17 protein-coding genes and 5 tRNA genes are annotated in these 19,808 nt (G+C 40.4%); all 22 read right to left on the minus strand.

What is annotated here, in order from left to right; translation table 11 throughout:
- Positions 1–326: 326 nt before the first annotated feature.
- Entirely contained in the window at positions 327–956 is a 630-nt protein-coding gene (locus BUC22_RS01840) for a stage II sporulation protein M (protein ID WP_073382104.1), read from the minus strand.
- A 101-nt stretch (positions 957–1,057) separates the two neighbouring features.
- On the minus strand, positions 1,058–1,879 hold the full coding sequence (locus BUC22_RS01845; RefSeq protein WP_013382039.1) for a hypothetical protein: 822 nt from the start codon (positions 1,877–1,879) through the stop codon (positions 1,058–1,060).
- Between the two features lie 103 nt (positions 1,880–1,982).
- Complete coding sequence (locus tag BUC22_RS01850) at positions 1,983–2,717, minus strand: peptide arginase family protein (RefSeq protein ID WP_073382107.1); 735 nt, start codon at positions 2,715–2,717, stop codon at positions 1,983–1,985.
- A complete protein-coding gene (dusB, locus tag BUC22_RS01855) occupies positions 2,710–3,684 on the minus strand; it encodes a tRNA dihydrouridine synthase DusB (protein ID WP_073382108.1) in 975 nt (324 codons plus the stop codon). Before dusB ends, BUC22_RS01850 begins: the two co-directional genes overlap by 8 nt.
- The gene (locus BUC22_RS01860) at positions 3,685–4,470 is read right to left on the minus strand and encodes a type III pantothenate kinase (RefSeq protein ID WP_013382042.1); all 786 of its coding nucleotides are present in this window, start codon (positions 4,468–4,470) and stop codon (positions 3,685–3,687) included.
- Positions 4,471–4,488: 18 nt separating this feature from the next.
- Complete coding sequence (locus BUC22_RS01865) at positions 4,489–4,887, minus strand: thioesterase family protein (RefSeq protein ID WP_013382043.1); 399 nt, start codon at positions 4,885–4,887, stop codon at positions 4,489–4,491.
- 81 nt (positions 4,888–4,968) lie between these two features.
- Complete coding sequence (ftsH, locus tag BUC22_RS01870) at positions 4,969–6,852, minus strand: ATP-dependent zinc metalloprotease FtsH (RefSeq protein WP_013382044.1); 1,884 nt, start codon at positions 6,850–6,852, stop codon at positions 4,969–4,971.
- A 56-nt stretch (positions 6,853–6,908) separates the two neighbouring features.
- Entirely contained in the window at positions 6,909–7,442 is a 534-nt protein-coding gene (gene hpt, locus BUC22_RS01875) for a hypoxanthine phosphoribosyltransferase (RefSeq protein ID WP_013382045.1), read from the minus strand.
- Positions 7,432–8,844: a tRNA lysidine(34) synthetase TilS gene (gene tilS / locus BUC22_RS01880; RefSeq protein ID WP_073382111.1), complete on the minus strand. Its 1,413-nt coding sequence runs from the start codon at positions 8,842–8,844 to the stop codon at positions 7,432–7,434. The genes hpt and tilS overlap by 11 nt, the downstream gene beginning before the upstream one ends.
- A gap of 48 nt (positions 8,845–8,892) precedes the next feature.
- Positions 8,893–8,968, minus strand: a tRNA-Val gene (locus tag BUC22_RS01885).
- Positions 8,969–9,005: 37 nt separating this feature from the next.
- Positions 9,006–9,080, minus strand: a tRNA-Glu gene (locus BUC22_RS01890).
- A 33-nt stretch (positions 9,081–9,113) separates the two neighbouring features.
- A tRNA-Met gene (locus BUC22_RS01895) sits at positions 9,114–9,190 on the minus strand.
- A 14-nt stretch (positions 9,191–9,204) separates the two neighbouring features.
- Positions 9,205–9,281: transfer RNA gene (locus BUC22_RS01900), tRNA-Met, on the minus strand.
- 35 nt (positions 9,282–9,316) lie between these two features.
- Positions 9,317–9,405 (minus strand) — tRNA-Leu (locus tag BUC22_RS01905).
- Positions 9,406–9,494: 89 nt separating this feature from the next.
- Positions 9,495–10,448: a Ppx/GppA phosphatase family protein gene (locus BUC22_RS01910; protein WP_013382047.1), complete on the minus strand. Its 954-nt coding sequence runs from the start codon at positions 10,446–10,448 to the stop codon at positions 9,495–9,497.
- Positions 10,445–10,867 carry an FtsB family cell division protein gene (locus BUC22_RS01915; RefSeq protein ID WP_159435599.1) on the minus strand — a complete coding sequence of 141 codons (423 nt, stop codon included), beginning with the start codon at positions 10,865–10,867 and terminating at the stop codon, positions 10,445–10,447. The genes BUC22_RS01910 and BUC22_RS01915 overlap by 4 nt, the downstream gene beginning before the upstream one ends.
- 89 nt (positions 10,868–10,956) lie before the next feature.
- Positions 10,957–11,196 carry an RNA-binding S4 domain-containing protein gene (locus BUC22_RS01920; protein ID WP_013382049.1) on the minus strand — a complete coding sequence of 80 codons (240 nt, stop codon included), beginning with the start codon at positions 11,194–11,196 and terminating at the stop codon, positions 10,957–10,959.
- Positions 11,197–11,256: 60 nt separating this feature from the next.
- A complete protein-coding gene (locus tag BUC22_RS01925) occupies positions 11,257–11,532 on the minus strand; it encodes an HU family DNA-binding protein (protein ID WP_013382050.1) in 276 nt (91 codons plus the stop codon).
- Between the two features lie 109 nt (positions 11,533–11,641).
- Positions 11,642–13,099, minus strand: a complete 1,458-nt coding sequence (yabN, locus tag BUC22_RS01930; protein WP_073382116.1) for a bifunctional methyltransferase/pyrophosphohydrolase YabN — start codon at positions 13,097–13,099, stop codon at positions 11,642–11,644.
- A 15-nt stretch (positions 13,100–13,114) separates the two neighbouring features.
- Positions 13,115–14,725 (minus strand): putative polysaccharide biosynthesis protein, encoded by a 1,611-nt coding sequence (locus BUC22_RS01935; protein ID WP_073382119.1) that lies wholly within the window; start codon positions 14,723–14,725, stop codon positions 13,115–13,117.
- A 102-nt stretch (positions 14,726–14,827) separates the two neighbouring features.
- Positions 14,828–16,321: a peptidyl-prolyl cis-trans isomerase gene (locus BUC22_RS01940; RefSeq protein ID WP_073382121.1), complete on the minus strand. Its 1,494-nt coding sequence runs from the start codon at positions 16,319–16,321 to the stop codon at positions 14,828–14,830.
- Positions 16,322–16,384: 63 nt separating this feature from the next.
- Positions 16,385–19,807, minus strand: coding sequence for a transcription-repair coupling factor (mfd, locus tag BUC22_RS01945; RefSeq protein WP_073382124.1), 3,423 nt, complete (start codon positions 19,805–19,807; stop codon positions 16,385–16,387).
- Position 19,808: the final 1 nt, after the last annotated feature.

Raw genomic sequence — 19,808 nt, forward strand, 5'->3', positions numbered from 1 at the left:
TCTTATTTTATGCATAAAATACCCTTTTAAAATTATCTTTTTTTCTTCACACATTACCATTTTCCTGAAAATATACTCATAGCTCTCAAGCATCGCTAAAATAAAAAACATACTCCTTTGTACATTTTAATTACTATTTTTATTTTATAATAATTTTCACGAAAAGATATACTTTAACGACCAGAAAAAAATCACTCACGATACAGCAAAATAAGTGTTTCAAATGCTTTTTCAGGTGCTGTTTAAAACATTAAACCTGATATAAATCAAATTTTATCTGAGGAAAATTTAAAGCAGAGTCCATTATCGAAATAGGCCTGCTTTTATTATATGGCAAAATTTATTAACAGAGGCGTAAGGTAGCTCTCGATCAGCGCCGCAATAATCAGCAGCGGAACAATGATCAGCAAATATGTTCTCAGCACATTAATAAGCTCTTCCTTTAACCGGATACCTGAATCAGATTTACAGACAATGAGACACAGTGTTTTACAAATGTAGAACCCCAAAGAAATTCCCAAAAATAACGCAGTCAGCTCAAAAATACCATGGGGCAAAATTCCAAACACAATCATCTTTCCAACTGAGGCAGCTCCCGTCATTTTTACCATTGCAAAGACAACGGACAATGAAGCCGCGTTAATAAGAACAACCCATACCGGTAGGAATAAGAAAGGCATAAAGCCCAGCAGTATTGATATGGTTGTGGCCTGGAGATTATTAAAAAACAGACTTCCAGATGCTATGCTGCCATCCGCATTCAATATATCTTTACTTAAAATGGCTTCTGTAAACGCCTTGAACAGCGCTTCAACTGCTTCTTGATGCCCCAGCAGCACAAAATAAAGCAGGACGCTGAATCCTACAAACACAAGTGCTAAAGTAATAAAAATCCAAAGGATTTTTGATTTTAAAAATTTCCCTATCTGAAGATACTGCTCTTTAACAAAATTCATCAGTTTTCTCCTTGTGACTATATTAACTCCATTATACTTGCATTTTCTTCAAAGCGCAATGATTTTAAAACAATAAAAGCACCCCAAACGAGGTGCTTCACTTAAGCTTCTACAATTCTCAAGTTATAAATTCCATGATAGACATCATCTGCCTTATCTAAATGTAAAAAGCCTGCTGTTTTTTCTCCCAGCACATTTTTAAAGCTACATTTAATATCAACGTTCTTCGCTGAAGTCAGTGGAATGTACAGGTCAATTCCAACAGTATTATGCGGCGGTATGAGCAACGCATGATCCATACTCTTTGTTCCCTTTATCTCTTCGTTTAAAGCTTCCAGACCAATGCTGATAACCGGCAAATCACTTTCATTTTTAAGATGGCACGGAATCTTTACCCAATCTGTTTTTTTATTAATTGGAATTACCAGCTGTTTATGATGCTCCAAGTCTCCTGGCATTGGAAGACTCTCAACCTTTTTTCCATTTTTGGGGTACAACGTAATAAAAGACAGCTTCGCAACATCGATCGGTTCTTTTCCCTTCTTTTTTACAGCACCAGATCCTCTGTTGACATAAAATGCACTGAACGATAAAGTCAATGTTCCGGCATAAATTAATAGCCCAGTAAAGATCATAACCCATTGGTTGATATGATATGCATTAAACCAGGCGTTTCGCATGTCACCGCAGAGAATAAACACGAACGCCAAAATAAATGGAAAAACTGCCATAAGGATCAGCATACGAAACAAAAATTGGTTTTCATCCTCCTTTTTAAATTTAAAAAAGAAATATCCTCCAGCTAAAATAAACGGAAGCATTAAAACCAAAAGATTCCGTATACCAAAACCGACCAACAGAATCAATACGCAAATAACAGCATACAGTCTGCTGAACCATTCTTCTTCATAAAGATTTTTCATTCTATATACAAACGCTCCTTCAGAACTTTTTCTCTATTTTAGCACACTTGATTTAATCTGTCTGAAAAAACAAAAGGAATTTAATATTTAAGCGTTTTCCGTTTTATTCTATGAGTTCTTTTATCAGTGCTATCAGCGCGTTCTCACACTCTTCAATGGCAAAATTTTCTGTTTTCAAATATTCAAAATAAGTGGCCGACCTGGCGCAGGTGATAAGAACAGCTTTTTCCAGCAGTTCTCTGAAGACCGTCATTTCATTGGGGACAGCATTAAAATTCTCCCGCTTCATAAAATAGTCAAGGTCAATATCCAAAATTAAAGGCAAGGACTCACGGCCATTGAAGATTGATAAATCAAATTCTGCTGCACAAAACATTTCATCGTTTAGTGTCCCAAACTTTTCTTCAGGCACCAGGTAATGCTTTCCTGTAGCGTAACAATGCTTTTCCATGCAATTAATCATATGATAATCAATAAGATACCCCAATTCCATGGCCGTATTAATATGCTCATCATTTCGCATTAAGGGCATCTTATCAGCTAAAGTCTCTAACTCCAAAGGATTAACTGCTTCCAAAATTTTTTTCTGAAATATAGAAAACAACTTCTCTTCCCTTTCGGGATCAATGGCCATTGCCTTTTGGTAAGCGTGCAGCCAAAAAGGCGGATTGGTGTCAGGATGGTAATCAATACTGACTAATACTCCTGGCATTCCCCGTTTTAGAGCTTCTCTGGCCCATACCAGCAATGCATATTGATGGTTATCTACGATATACATCTTTTTTTCACGGAAAGGAATAATCCTCAAATTTTCTTTTTTTAAAAACTCATCAACCATAATTTTCTTCCATATATTGGTTTAAAAGTATCAGGACATCTTCTTTTGTACATACCTTGAAAATTTCATTTCTCAAATTAGTCGCGTTCTTCAGGCCCTTTGTGTAAGCAGCCAAATGCTTTCGCATCTCCTTGATGGCTACCTCTGGCCGCTTCATCATACCTACCAGTTCAACATGCTTAATGGCAGTTTGAATCCGTTCTTCCGGAGATGGTACCGGCAGTGTTTCACCTGTAGAGAGCCGATGATTAATCTCACGAAAAATAAAGGGATTACCGACTGAGGCCCGGCCAATCATCACAGCATCACATCCAGTGGTTTCAAAGGCCTGGACAGCCTTTTCACCACTGTCTATATCGCCATTCAAAATTATTGGGATTCTGCTGTTCTTTTTGACTTCCTCAATAATTTTCCAGTCAGCTTTTCCTGAATAAAAAGCATCTCGCGTTCTACCATGAATGGTATGGGCATCGGCTCCTGCTTCCTCAAGAATTTCAGCCACTTCTCTTACATTTACACTCTGGGCGTCCCAGCCGATACGCGTTTTGATAATAACAGGTTTTTCACTTACTTTTTTTATTGCCCGGATAACCGCTCCCAAACGTTCTGGGTTTCGCATTAACGCTGATCCTTCGCCATTTTTAACAATTTTAGGCGCCGGACACCCTGCGTTAAAATCTAGAAACGCAAACGCAGTGGCATTAATATATTTTTCTACAACTTCACTTAATATTTCAGGCTCTGAGCCAAAAAGCTGGATTCCTGCAGGCGCTTCCTCGTCACAGGTGAGCATTAATTCAGCGGTCTTTTTATCTTTGTAATAAAGCCCCTTGCCGCTGATCATTTCGCTGAAAACAGCACCTGCTCCATATCTCTTAGCAATCAAACGAAATGGCAGGTTAGTATAACCTGCCATCGGTGCTAGAAATATACGGTTTTTTATCTCTATATTTCCTATTTTAAACATCTATCTTCCTCTGGATGTCTTTATGTTTTTATCATGAATGATCTTAAGGCCTTTTAGTGAAAGCTGGGGATCAAAAATATCGATGGCTCTTGTCTCTTCGTGGAACATTCTTCCATAGCCCCCTGTTGCAACCACCTTAACCCCTTTTATACCTATTTCTTCGATCATTCTTGAGACAATATACTCGACCTGGCCAATATAACCATAAACCAAACCAGCCTGCATACTGGTAACGGTGTCTTTTCCCAATATCGAAACGGGCTTTTCAATCGCGATATTGGGAAGCTGGGCGGCGTTCCTGAAAAGTGCCTCCGCTGAAATCTGTATCCCAGGTGAAGTGACCTTAGCCACAAACGCACCGTTTTTATCCACATAATCATACGTGGTCGCTGTACCAAAATCCAAGACAATGACTGGTCCGCCATAAAGATTATATGCCGCTACAGCATCGATAATCCGGTCCGCACCTACTTCTGCCGGATCACTGGTCTGGATCGGCATCCCTGTTTTTATTCCTGGCCCCACTACCAAAGGCTCAACATTAAATAATTTTTTTACTCCATTATTCAAAGAATACATAATATTCGGGACTACAGAAGCTGCTATCACACTTTCGACTTCATGGTAATCCAGATGATCATTTTCAAAAAATCCCTGAAACATCACTGCATATTCATCAGAGGTCCTGGGCGTTTTTGAAACAAATCGCCAGGAGCAGAGGATTTCGTCGTCTTTAAAGACCCCGATTTCTGTATTTGTGTTTCCTACATCAATGACTAAAATCATGCGCTATTCTACCTCTGTCTACTTAGGATTTTTTTTCTGGAGAACCTTCCCCATAAACTTCATCTTCTGAACAACAAAGCGCTGGTGTGTTCCTTCACCAATTTTTTGAACGGTATCCCAGGCTTCTACTGTAAAGTCCAAACGTCTGCTTTCAATATTGGAAAGCACTACCTTTATGCGCACCTTCATTCCTACCGGTGTGGCGGCAATGTGGTTTAAATTAATGTTGACCCCAACGGTTGTCTGCTCATCGGGCAGGCACAGCTCAGCCATCTCATAGGCCGCATTCTCGGCCCATGCCACTAAAATCGGAGTTGCCAGGACCTCAAGTCCTCCACTTCCCATTGCCTGAGCTGTCTCAGTACGGGTTACCATATAATCTTTTTTAAGCTCCATACCAACTTTAAGTTCTTGCATCTTAATTGTTCCCTTCTTTTATTGGTCGTCTATTAGCGAAAAAAGCCGTTATTGCTAACGGCTTTTTTGTTTATTTACTTTTTAAACTTCCGGAACCGGATCACCTATATTACCTTCGTCCAAAGGTTTGCCATCATCTAAAGGCAACCGGCTGTACATCGCTCTGAATTCTTCACCGGTAATGGTGTTAACTTCCAGAAGATGCTCTGAAATCTCAACCAGCTTATCCTTTTTCTCGGTTAAAATCAAACAGGCTCTCTCAAAGGCTGTCTCGACAATATTTCTAATTTCCTTATCAATAACCGCTGCAACCTCTTCACTGTAATTGCGTGAACGTCCAAGATCTCTTCCTAAGAACACCTCGCCGCCATCGTCATGACCAAAGGTCATTGGGCCAAGATGTTCACTCATACCCCATTCTGTAACCATCTTTCTGGCAATGCTGGTGGCACGTTCAATATCGTTGGAGGCACCTGTGCAGATATCATCAAGGGCAACTTTTTCAGCCGCACGACCGCCAAGCAGACCTGCAATTTTGTCCATCAATTTCCCTTTACTCATATGCTGGCTGTCATCACTCGGGAGCGAAATCGTGTACCCTGCAGCCATGCCGCGCGGAATGATGGAAATTTCATGAACTTCCTCTCCATTATGAAGATATTCCATAACGATAGCGTGTCCAGCTTCATGATAAGCTGTGATTTTCTGGTCTGACTCAACAACCACCTTGCTCTTCTTTTCAGGGCCTGCAATAACACGCTTAATAGCCTCTTCAAGCTCTACCATCGTAATAACCTTAGCCTTTTTACGGGCAGTCAGCAAAGCTGCTTCATTCATTAAGTTTTCAAGATCGGCGCCAGTAAACCCTGGTGTTCCCTTGGCAATTACACCTAAATCGACAGAAGAATCCAATGGTTTATCCTTCTGATGAACCTTGAGAATTTCTTCACGGCCTTTAACATCCGGTACACCGACCAATACCTGGCGGTCAAAACGTCCTGGACGCAGTAAAGCCGGGTCAAGGATATCCGGACGGTTTGTAGCGGCAATAACAATAATTCCTTCATTAATGCCAAAACCATCCATTTCAACCAGTAACTGGTTAAGTGTCTGTTCACGCTCGTCGTGCCCACCACCGAGGCCTGCGCCTCTATGACGGCCAACTGCGTCAATTTCATCGATAAAGATGATACAGGGTGCACTCTTCTTTGCTGTTTCAAACAGATCTCTTACTCGTGAAGCACCAACCCCTACAAACATCTCAACAAAATCTGAACCAGAAATGATATAGAACGGAACCCCCGCCTCACCTGCAACGGCACGCGCGAGTAAAGTCTTCCCTGTTCCCGGAGGGCCCACCAGAAGAACTCCCTTAGGAATACGTGCTCCAAGCTTGTTATAGCGCTCAGGAGACTTTAAGAAATCAACGATTTCCTCCAGCTCTTCTTTTTCTTCATCTGCTCCCGCTACATTCGCAAAGGTAACCTTCTTATCTGCGTCGGTATGCATTCTCGCCTTGCTTTTACCGAAGGACATAACCTTTCCTCCGCCTCCGCCAGACTGGTTTGCAAACATCATAAAGAAAACAACCATCAGGATAATAATAACCGCTGAAGGAATCAAAGAGATCCACCAGGAATCCTGTGGTTTTGCAACCGTAACATTCATGTTCGGATTCTTTTCAATGTTCTGATCCGGGTTTCCTGTAATGTAGTCGCTTATTTGTTCATCAATAAGATATTGTGGCACAATGGCTTCAAAGCTGTCGCCATTCGCAAGCTTCCCTTTTACGGAAGACTGATTAATCTCTATTTCAGAAACCTGTTTTTGGTCCAAATTACTCAACAGTTCACTATATGTTAAAGTTTTAACATCAGACTGCATTGGATTTAAAAAAGTAACTGCGACGATAATAATCAACAAAATCACTAAATAAAACCCTATCATTTTTAGATATTTATTCAAATTCTATCACTCCTTTCATATAAAATAAGTCATTGAATAGTTTCTAATTTCAAATATTATTTTTCTGTTTCTTTCAAAACAGCGATGTACGGCAAATTTCGATATTTTTGATCAAAGTCCATTCCATATCCGACAACAAATTCATCCGGAATGGTAAAGCCTGAGTAATCAGGTTTTATATCCGCCGCCCGGCGGTCCGGTTTGTCAAGCAGGGTACAAACTCTGACATCGGCAGCACCTTGTTCCATAAAGAAATCCAAGATACGCTTTATGGTAAAGCCGCTGTCTACAATATCCTCTACCAGAAGCACGCTTTGGCCCTTTATCTTTTCCGATAAAAGATCATTAACCTTCACTTCTCCTGAAGTGCTGGTACGCGTTCCATAGCTGGACGCCTTGATAAAATCAATTTTGACAGGAATACTCAAGGACCTTATCAAATCAGCAAAAAATAAGATACTTCCCTTTAAGATACAGATTACCAGAAGCTCTTTGTCTGTATAATCGGATGAAATCTTTTTTCCAAGCTCGATGACTCTTTTTTCTATTGTATGCTTTTCTATCAAGATTTTTTCAAAATCAAACGCCAAACTTCTCTCCTATTATTTGGTATTGAACTTTAAGAATGCTTTTGGTTTCAGAGCTTACCTGATACTCCCGGTTGATCGCATATCCCAAAATCCAGATCACTTCTGACCCCACCGCTAACAGTGGAATTGCATTGCGCTTTTCACGCTCAACCTTTCGATCAATGAAATAATCTTTTATCTTTTTTTTACCTGCTATGCCGACAGGATTAAAATAATCACCTGGACGACGATTTCTCAAATATAGCTTTCCTCTTATTTTACCATAATCAAAATATTTTTCACTATGATTTTTTAATTCTTTTGATTTTTTTATGGAATCATCGGAAATCACCGTCAATTTGATCCACAAACCTTCTTTTGAAAAATAATACGCTTTATCTGGCAGCAATTCATAGCAGCCAATTTCTGGTACAACAGCCTTTTTTTCTTCTATCCAAAAAAGCTCATATCGCCTGACAGCCTGCATACCATGCGGTAAATGAAGCTCCCAGACAGTCTTTTCAGATAAAAGCTGCTCTTTAACACATAGGATATGATTGTACTCTATTTCTTTTAAACTACCCTTAAACTGGAAAACCATCTGACGAAGAAGTTCTTTCTGAAGAAGCGGAACCTGTAACCGCCACATTTCTAAATTAAGATATACCCGATTACTTTTTTTTGTAATCATATATGTACTCAACTCAGCAATAGAATTTTGCAAAAACTGTTCATACTCATGTGCAAGCATGGCAAATTCTGATAAATGCTCTTCAACCCTTGGATTGATCTCCCTGAGCATCGGAATAATTTCCAATCTTAACTTATTTCGAGTAACATCCGTTTCAAAATTACTATTATCGGTCCGATAGTGCAGACCATTTTTTTGGCAATAAGAAATAACCGTCTTTTTATCCACACACAGTAATGGGCGGATTATGTTGCTTTCTCCCTTTGTTTCAGAAAGCATTCCTGCCACTCCTTTTACACCGGTGCCTCGAATCAGACGCATTAAAACTGTTTCTGCCTGATCATCAAGATGATGCCCTAAAGCCAGTTTATTATACGCTTCCGAGCTTTGAAGTTCTTTAAAAAAAGCATATCTTGCTTCTCTTCCAGCCTCTTCAAGCGAAATTTTATTCTTTTTTGCCAACTGAATAACATCTACAGATTTATCATAAAGTAAAACAGACTGCTTAATGCAGAATTCTTTTACAAAAGCATGATCTTCTTCTGCCGCCTTCCCCCTGATCTCATGGTTCAAATGTGCGGCTGCAATTTCAACATTCAAAACCCCTTGATACTTTTTCAAAAAATACAACAAGGCCAGCGAATCAGCTCCACCGGATACTCCGATTAGAATGCGATCGCCGGCCATTATCAGTCCGTTATCAGAAATGTATTGTAAAAGCTTTTCTTCCATGACAATTTAACGCTCATCTCAAAGTTCAATTAATTCTGAATAAAAAAATGGTGGTCGCTATAGGGCTCGAACCTATGACCCCCTGCTTGTAAGGCAGGTGCTCTCCCAGCTGAGCTAAGCGACCACATACAAAATTAAGATATTAACTTTTCAAAACAAAATGGTGACCCCTGGGGGATTCGAACCCCCGTAACCGCCGTGAAAGGGCGGTGTCTTAACCGCTTGACCAAGGGGCCGGAACTAATTCTAACATCTTGTTATTAAATTAATGGTAGCGGCGAACGGAGTCGAACCGCTGACACTACGGGTATGAACCGTATGCTCTAGCCAACTGAGCTACGCCGCCATAATTTAAAAATTTGGTTGCGGGGGCAGGATTTGAACCTACGACCTCCGGGTTATGAGCCCGACGAGCTACCAAGCTGCTCCACCCCGCGACAATATAATAGACGCATTCGCGTCTTACAAATGATGGTGCCGGAGATCGGAATCGAACCGATACGATCGAAAAGGATCGCAGGATTTTAAGTCCTGTGCGTCTGCCAGTTCCGCCACTCCGGCACTCAGTGTGGCTGCCTCATTTCTGAGGACAAGTGTTATTATACAGTCTGCGAAACTTAATGTCAACACTTTTTTAATTTTTTTTTCGTTTATTTTTCATTCGCAAAAAAACGGCTGTATGCTGCGCCTTCCAGATTATCATAGTCACAGACAACAAACGAATCTTTTCCGGTAACCGTCAAAATATTATCGAGGATGCTGGTACCCGCGATGATGATATCTGCCCGCTTTGCTTCCAGTCCAACGATCTGGCGGCGTTCATCAATTGTTTTTGACGAAAGGTTCTGGATAATTGTTTCAAGCTCTGCCTTGGTGACAATGCTCTGATGCACCTGTTCGCTGTCATAAATTTTCAATTTCTGTTTGATTGTGGATACTGTTGTCGCTGTTCCTCCAATACCAATGAGTTTATAAGGCTTATAGCCTTCATAATCAGCAAGCGCTTTCTCAAGCGCTTCAGCAGCATTTTGATTTAATTGATTCAGTTCTTCCGCTTCGGGGGGATCATTCTCAATAAAAGCTTCTGTGGAACGGACGCTACCAATATTCAGACTTTTCATTTTCATGAGATCTCGGCCTTTACCGTATATCAGCTCTGTGCTTCCGCCGCCAATATCAAAAATAAGCAGACCCTCGTCAAAACATTGTGATACGCCCATAAAGCCATATTCTGCCTCTTTTTCACCTGAAATAATCTCTACCTTCATTCCAAGTTTTTGTAGGGCCATATCAATAAATTCCGAAGAATTTTCAGCATCCCGGAGCGCACTTGTACCAAAAATAAACATTTCCTTAACTTCATAATCTTCAGCGATGCTCTTGTACTCTTCCAAAGCCTCGATATTTCGCTTGATCGCATCTGGGTGAAGGCGTTTTGTCTTATTAACACCCTGACCCATCCGGGTATATCGGACTGACTTATTGACACGAAAGAGCTGCCCCTTTTTATCTTTTCTAAATATCAGCATCCTCGTTGAATTTGTTCCGATATCAATCACTGCTCGATTGATTTTAGGTTGTTTAGGTACACTTGATTCACTCATTCGTTTTCCTCACTTTGCTGCTCATCGCTATTGGAATTATCCTGACTGCTTTCGTCAGTTGTTGGTGTCGGCTGTTCTGCTGGCTGCCCGCTATTATTCTGTCCGTTATTATCTTTGCCCTCTACAGGCACTACAATCTTTTCATCTGGATAATAAAGTCCCAAATATTTTCGTGCAATGAGTTCTATGTAATTTTTTGTTCCAATTTGCTTAATATCTTCATCCAGCTGTTTGCTTTTCTTTTCCGCCTCATCCAGCTTGGATTGAATATCTGCCTTTTGAGCGTTAAGCTGATGAATTTTCATGGCATTGGTTCCAAACAGGGTCCCGACAAAGATCAAAAGCACCAGTGTCACAATAATTGTTCCCATTTTAGGCTTAAAGCGCCTGCGCAGGCCATTTTTTTTCTTTTCTGCCACTGTTTTTTCACCACCTGTTTTTTTATTTATTGTAACACAATCCATTTCATTCAGCTATTATAACCTATAAAACACAGTCAATTCTTAATCTAAAGCTCCCTGTACATTTCTGTTGCTTTATCCTTAGGCGCATGTTCTAACAGCTCCAAAACCTCAATTTTCTGTTCTCCATCACCGTATGCTATTGTGAGAATGTCCCCCACCTTCAGACGGCTTCCAGGCTTGGCTTCTTTTCCATTGATCATGATCCGCCCTCCATCACATGCAGCTTTTCCCACGGTACGTCGTTTAATTAAACGGGCATTTTTTAAAAATTTATCAACTCGCATTGGTTTTCCTTTCTGAAAATCAAAAGAGCCGGAGCAATATTGCTCCGGCTCTCCCTTTGATTATTTGTTTAATTCGTCCTTAAATGCTTTTCCCGCTTTAAATGCTGGAGCTTTTGAAGCAGCAATTTCAATTGGTTCTTTGGTTCTTGGATTTAAACCGGTTCTAGCAGCTCTTTCACGAACATCAAAAGTACCGAAACCTACCAGAGCAACTTTGTCGCCGTCCTTTAAGGCGTCAACAACGGTATCCATAAAAGCACCTAAAGCTTTTTCTGAGTCCTTTTTAGATAATCCCGATTTTTCTGCCATAGCGGCAATTAATTCTGATTTGTTCATTCTTATCCCTCCGTAAAGTGTGATCTTTATGTTTTAATTTTTATGATTATTATTATAATCACGTTTCGCTAAAAAATACAAGCATTTTCTGTATTTTTAGCTAAAAACCTTAGTTTTTTAAGGATTTCACCAGTTGCCACAGTTGTTCAAGGCCATCAAGATCGTAATCAAGCATACTTTTTTGTTCATTTAGGGTAATTTTTTCCATTTCTTTGAAACGCATAATAAACTTTTGAGTCGCTTTGCGCAATGCAATTTCCGGCTGGATTTTCGCCAGACGAACAACATTGACAACCGCAAACAGCAGATCCCCCAGTTCCTCTTCCAATTTATCTGGACATTTTTTTAAAATTTCCACTCTTACTTCTTGTTCTTCCTCAGCAACTTTTTTCAATGCGTCCAAAGGACCTTCCCAATCAAACCCTACCTTAGCTGCCTTGGACTGAACCTTACAGGCCTCCATCAAAGCAGTAAACGCTTTTGGAATACGTTCCATTTCATCTGAAATGGTTTGTGTCTGCTTTTCTGTTTTTTTAATCTCATCCCAATTAGACAGGACCTTTTCAGTTGAAATCTCCTCAGTCGCCATAAAAACGTGGGGATGGCGGCGCACCATTTTTTGGTTGATTCCCTCCAGAACATCATTGAATGTAAAAAGTCCTTCTTCTCTGCCAAGCTGTGCGTGAAATACAATCTGAAAAAGCAGATCTCCCAATTCCTCAATAAGATTCTCTGTATCCTCTGTTTCAATGGCATCCATTACTTCGTAGGTTTCTTCCAGTAAATATGCTTTGAGGCTCTCATGTGTTTGTTTTCTGTCCCATGGGCAGCCTTCTGGACTTCTGAGAATTCCCATAATTTCAAGTAACTTTTGGTAGCTTCTTAAATCATTTTTATCTGGCGGGATATAGAGCGTCGTCAGATGGTTGATTTCCTCAACCCAGTCCATCTGGCACAAAGGAACCTCTTTAATGAGCTCCTGTCCTGGAATACCTGCATTTATAAGTAAAACAACGGGATAATCGTCTGGATAATAATCGAGCAGAGAAAGCTTAACCTCTGAGGCCATATGGCGGTTAAAAACCTGAGTAACCAAATTGCCCATGGTCTTATCTGGAATTTGTTCATTCATTTCAAAGGCATCAATGATCTTCAGCCCATTAACCGGATCTTCTTTCAATGCCGTCATAGAAATATCAACAAAACTTACTCCCGAATAAATCTGATAGCTTATGTCCTTTTCCTGACACTTACGCATCAAATTAATCACACTTTGTTCTCCAAACAATGGATTTCCAGGAACCGCATAGATTAGCGGCTGACCTGCCTCTGCTTTTTTAACGAGCTGTTCCGCGATGCTTTCATAAACATCCTCAAAGCACTCACAGTCTTCATACAATACATCAAAGCTGCAATATTCTATTCCACGTTTCTCCAGCTCTTTGACCACTGGATGGACCGCCGTTCTGAAATAATTTTTATTTTCATTTTGAAGCAACTCCAGTGTTTCTACAGTCAGCTGGCCAAAGGAACCTGGTCCCAGACCGACAATACTAATTTGCGACATAATTTCTCCTCTATCCTAGCGATATAAAATTCCTCTGATTTTCCTGTAAACCGGTTCGATAATTTTCTGTGCTGGCAGAATAGCCATCTCTTCTTCCGTAATTCCACCAATCAAAATCATCAGGAAAAAATACACAGCAACAGCGACCACCATCGCCGTCACCACTGCGATAAAATTCCCAGCGAACATACTGACCACTGCATAAACGCCCCAGGTGGCAAGTCCCATCACAATCGCTGAAACCAGAGGTTTGAAAAGCGTTTGCTTTGCATCCATCTGAAATCCTGTAAAGCGTTTGACGCAGATATAATTGGATATCGTTAAGTATACAAATGTAATCATACTGCTGATCACAATCCCATAGATGTTAAAGGCCGGCACTGCCAGACATATCCATCCTGTTACAAAACGGATAACAATGGCTATGGCAAGATTAATCAACGGCACTCTAAAACGGTCAATGGCCTGAAGGATACTCTGAAAGGTATTGGAGAGCATCATAAAAATGGTCGCGTAAGCGTAATATTTTAAAATTTCCGGCCCGTAGGGTGAACCTTGAAAAAGAATGTCAAAAATTCCCTGTGAAAGTACTGAAAGACCAATACAACAAGGCAAAGCCACCATGATCACTAACCGGATAGCCACATCGATTTTATGTCCCATTACTCTTTTATCCCGAAGTGCAAAAGACTCTGAAATCGCTGGTATCATCGCAACCGCGAGGGTTCCGCTGATAACGAGTGGAATATTGATCAGCGTATCGGCATTGGCAAAATCACCGATCATAGTTGTTGCTGTATGAGCATCAACTCCTGCCAGCGCCAATCTCGGAATATAGATCAACGAGTCAATCATCGAAAACAGTGAGACAATGGCAGAAGTCAGAGTGACCGGAATTGCAATGATAACAAGACGCTTAAATATCTGTTTGCTTGTCAAAGGTACCGGACGGCTTGTTTGTTTTAAAGTCTTTTTATTAGCTGCAGTAAAAGCCCAGTATAAAAACCAGAGAAATAACATCGCAAACAGGCCGCCAGCGGTCGCTCCAAAAACAGCTCCGCCAACGCCCATTCCAACGCCCATTCCACTGGAAACAAAGTACCAGCACAAAAAAACACCTAATCCCACACGAATGATCTGCTCAATAATCTGAGAGATTGCCGTGGGATTCATAATTTGAAAGCCCTGAAAAAAGCCTCTGAAGGATGAGCATACCGCTATAACAAGCGGTGCCATCGCAATGGCCATAATGGCTGGAAAGCTTTCTCCAGGCCAGTTTGCAACGGTAATCAGCCAATCTGCGCCCAGAAAAAGAAAAGCAGTGGATAGCCCACCCATAATCAGCAGTGTCCAGAACGATACCTTAAACACATTATGAGCCGCCAGATAATCCTTGACCGCGATATTTTCAGAGATCATCTTCGAAATTGCCACTGGCAGTCCCACCGTTGAAACCATCAGCAACAAATTATAAACATTTGTGACATTGCTGTATATGCCATTACCATAGCTCCCGACAAGGTTGTATACCGGCACCTTGTAGAACAACCCAAGAAGGCGTGAAAGAATCCCGGCCACTGCCAGAATTGTCGCTCCTTTTAGATAACTGCTCGCTTTTTTACTCACTTGAAAACCTCTTTCAACGAAATAAGTATCATTATAACTTTTTTGCAGTGGATACGCAAATTTAAAAGGCCTGCCTCTCAGCAAGCCTTTAACTTATTATAACTATTGGACTTTCTTTTCATAAACCTGAATATTCAATTCAGATTTCAGCTGATCCATGTAGCTTTCGAGCGTTGTTTTAATATCATAGATATCAATTTTCTCTTTTTTCAATAAATCTTCTTTTAACTTGTTATAGTCCTCTGTACCCTTTTCTTCTTTTACAGCCTTGGTTATTTCATCCTTTTTGTCCTCAAAGCTGGCTTCTCCGGCATCATTTTTATCATAAACATAGATAATGTGGTAACCATACTCTGTTTTTACAGGTTTGCTGACACTGTTTTTTTCCATTCCAAAAGCTGCGTCTGAGAATTCGCTAACCATCTTTTCTTTATTGAAAGCACCCAAATCCGTTGCTTCTTTTACTTTTTCATTGGATTTGTATTCATTCATAATTTTTTCAAAATCTTCTTTTGTCTTTACGTCTTTTGCTTTATCATAAATTTCATTTGCCAGAGCTTCATCCTCCGTCAGAATATGCTCTGCTGAAACGGTGCTTTCATCATAAGAATCCTTATGGTCTTTATAATATTTCCGCAAATCCGTGTCACTGACTTTGACATCTTCCGTCACTTTTGCCTGAATGGCTTGGCCCGCAGCGGTCCCCCTGGCATCTTCTTTTTGATATTCGTCGTATTTTTCTTTTGTAAGGAAGTAGTTTTCAAGGTATTGATTCAGCTCGTCATCTGTCTGAAACATCATTTTCTGGATGGACTGTTTTGTCTGAAGTGCATTGTCAATCTCTTCCTGCTTTATTTCAATATTATACTCTTCACAGTACTTAATCAGCGCTTTATTTTGAGCAATTGAGTTGAAAATCGATTTATTTGTTTCTTTTACACTCTCATCGTCTGTCTGAAGTCCTTGTCCGCCTGAATAGTAGGATGTCATTTCCTCGTTAATATAATAATAATTGTAAATTCCACGTTTAATTTCTTCATCATTGATTTTTCCAACAACCTGATCCAGCTCCTCCTCCGGATGCTCTTTCAGATAATCCATATGCTTAGAGTAACACTCGCTGGCATAGCTGTTGTCAACCATGAAGGTTTTCATAAATTGTGTGAAAGAATCATTATTGGTGTTATATTTAGACAGAGTGCTGTCATATTTATTTCCGGCCGATGTTTTTAGGCTGTCCAGCGCAGTTTGAGCCTGGCTTTCAGCCGCCGCCTCATCAATTGTAATGTTATCCTTTTTTGCCTGAGCAGTCATCGCTCCAACCTGAACCAGACTGTCCAGCAAATCTTTCTTAAATTCAGTCAGTTTGGATCCTGTGGGCATAGTACTTCCGTTTGCCGTGTAATACAGGTCATAATACGCCATATAATTGTTAAAAGACTCTTTTGTCATAGACTGTCCATCAATCTCTGCTATAACCTGCTGTTTATCCTTTTCTGGATTGACAGAAACCAACGAACAACCGGTTGTCAGTGTTGTAATCCCCAGCGTAACCGCTAAAGCCAATACAACTCCCCTGATCTTATTTTTATGCATTTTGCTCTCCTTAAAAATTGTGATTTTTATATTTTAACATATTTTATCTTAATGACATCTTAATTATTTCAAATCCTCAAAAAATGAAATAATTTCTTTTAAAATATCTTTATCCTTGACTGATGACAAGTTAAAACTCCAGCACGCTTCATTGGCTTTTCCCGCTTTAAATTTTACTTTATATTTACGTATTAATTCCGGCATTTTTTCAGCATCCGGGACAAAAACTTCCTTTTTTTCACTAAAGGTGAGATAAATAAACTGCCCCTTTTGTTTAATCTCTTTGATCCCGATGGATGAAGCCATGTTTTTAATCATAGCAATAGACATCAGATTATAAACACCATTTGGTATATCCCCAAAACGGTCGAGGAGCTCTTCTTCAAAATCATCATAATCCTCAATCGTTTTAATAAATGTAAGTTTTTTATAGATGTCATATTTCAGCTCTTCGCTGCTGATATAGCGTTCGGGAATATAGCCGTCTATGTCCAGATTGATACGAATTGGCTCTTCAGTTTCTACTTCTACACCGTCCATACGTTTACTGATAGCTTCTTCCAAAATACGACAATACAGCTCATAACCAATTTTAAATAAGTGCCCCGACTGCTCTGCTCCCAGAATATTGCCGGCTCCGCGTATTTCAAGATCTCGCATGGCTACCTTAAATCCCGATCCAAAGGCTGTAAAATCCTTAATGGCTTTTAAACGCTTTTGTGCAACTTCGGTCAAAATTTCTTTTTTGTGGGTAACATAAGCATAAGCCTGAGCATCCGATCTTCCGACACGCCCTCTCAGCTGGTAAAGCTGTGAAAGGCCGAAATGATCCCCCTCGTCTATGATCATGGTATTGGCGTTTTTAACATCCAATCCAGACTCAACAATGGTCGTTGTCACCAAAATATCAAAATCATGATTCAAAAAATCAACCATAATATCCTCCAGCTCACTGCCACTCATCCGTCCATGGGCCACAACAATTCTCGCGTCTGGCACAAGACTCTGTACATCAATAGCAACCTCATGGATATCGTGAACACGGTTATGAACATAATAAACCTGTCCTCCACGGCCAAGCTCGCGGTTGATGGCGTCCTGGATAATCAGCGGGTTATAAGCCATAACGTAAGTTTGAACCGGCCTCCTTCCTTCTGGAGGCTCTTCAATGACACTCATATCACGCACACCCGTCATCGACATATGCAGTGTACGCGGGATCGGGGTTGCGCTTAAGGTTAAAACATCGACATTCTGCTTTAACTGTTTTATTTTTTCTTTAGACCGTACCCCAAAGCGCTGCTCCTCATCAATAATAAGCAGCCCAAGGTCTTTAAATTGAACATCCTGGGATAACAGGCGGTGTGTGCCGATAATCATGTCCAGCTTGCCAAGCGCTAAATCCCCCAAAATTTTCTTTTGCTGTCCAGAGGTTCTGAAACGGCTGATCACCTCTACACTGATAGGATATTTTCGAAACCTCTCTAAAACTGTATTGTAGTGCTGCTGTGCCAAAATCGTTGTCGGAACCAGCATTGCCACCTGTTTTCCTTCCATGACAGCTTTGAAAGCGGCGCGCAAGGCTACCTCAGTCTTTCCATATCCAACATCACCACATAAAAGGCGGTCCATTGGTATTTCCGATTCCATATCCGCCTTGATCTCTTCAACACAGCGCAGCTGATCTTCTGTTTCAACATAAGGGAAATCATCCTCAAACTCTTTTTGCCAGGAAGTATCTGGACTAAAGGCATATCCCTTCATCGAACGTCTTTTGGCATACAAAGCGATGAGCTCATCGGCCATATCCTCGACTGCTTTTTGGGCTTTATTTTTAGCCTTCTGCCAATCGGGATTTCCCATCTGGTTAACCTTTGGCTTTTTATCGCCGCCCGTACCTATATAAACCTGGACGGAATCCATCTGCTCTACTGGAATATAAAGCCTGGCATCTCCGGCATACTCGATTACCATCAGGTCTTTGGTTACATTGTCAATTGTCAGCTGCTCAATTCCCCGGTATATCCCAATACCATGCACATCATGGACAACATAATCCCCTACGTGTAACTCGGCAAAGGAATCAATCTTTCTTCCTTTGTGTTTTTTCTTTCTCTGCGAGGTGCGCTTTTCTTTAAATATCTCAGACTCATTAATGTAGACAACTTTTTCATCTTCCATTTCAAAGCCTTCGGAAATTTCGCCAACTGAAAGCTGCACACCTGGCCCTTCATTCTCAACAAAATTAAAGACCTCCTGGTCTACCAGGTATTGCTTGACCGTTTCACGGGTCTTATCAGTTTTACAACAGATATGGATCCGGTATCCTAAGGTAAGCCGCCGGTTTAAAAAATCTAAAAATAATGGAAACTGGCCCGCAAAGCTTTCAAGATCTCGGGAATTCATATCCAGATTCATTCCTTTTTTTGCTCTGCTGTTAAAAAGATATTCTTTAATTGCCGGACAGCCTTCCAGGCTTTTTTCAATATGGTGGAATGTAAAAAACTTGTTTTTTTCCTCAGGCAGAATGTATCCTTGTGTTATAAGCGACTCATAATCCAGCCATGTTTTTTTGATAAAAATATCATAGGTTTCCTTGATCCGCGTATATTCATCCCAAATAACAATATTTTTCCCCACATAATCCATAAAGGAGTCGTTTTCCTTAATAAAGGTAAACAGGGTTTCGTCATATTGAGCGCCTTCCTGCTCCAGCTTTTCAACAAGCTCCATATAAAGCTCATTTCCATCATATTTTTTATGGATCATTTTAAAAATTCTCTGCCGTTCTTCCTCAGACAAAACGATTTCTTTTGCAGGGGCTATCCGAACATTTTCTATCTGATCATATGAAAGCTGGCTGTCAACATCAAAAAGACGCATTGAGTCCACTTCATCATCAAAAAACTCAATACGGACAGCATCTTCGGAGGTTACGTTATAGATATCTAAAATTCCGCCACGCAGTGCAAACTGCCCCTTCGACTCTACCTGATAAACTCTCTCATACCCCAAATTCACAAGCCTTACGACCAATGCTTCCAGATCAAAGGTATCACCGTTATTAATTGAGAAAAACAGCGCTTCCATCGCTTCTTTGGGTACCATTTTTTTCAAAATACTGTCGATTGATGCTACAATGATATGTTTTTTTTCTGAAAACAGTTTTTCGATCACGGTCATACGCTGATGGGCAATATCCTGACTATGAGCATCCGAAAAATAATCATGAACCGGCTCCAATGGATAATACAGCACCCCGGTATCTCTGAACTTTCTCAAAATTTCAGCCTTTTTTTGAGCATCTCTGTCGGAATGGGTGATAAACAAAACATTCGTATCAAAATGTTCATAGGTCAAAAGTGTTAAAAAACCTTTTAGCCCCGTCTTGACATTTGAGAGATTAACCCCTATGGATTCTTCAATGGCTTCAAATATTTTTTCGATTTTAGGCGTTCCTTTTAAGTCATTAAACAGTCGATCCATT

Origin of the sequence: Eubacterium callanderi (assembly GCF_900142645.1) — a bacterium.
Classification (GTDB): domain Bacteria; phylum Bacillota; class Clostridia; order Eubacteriales; family Eubacteriaceae; genus Eubacterium; species Eubacterium callanderi.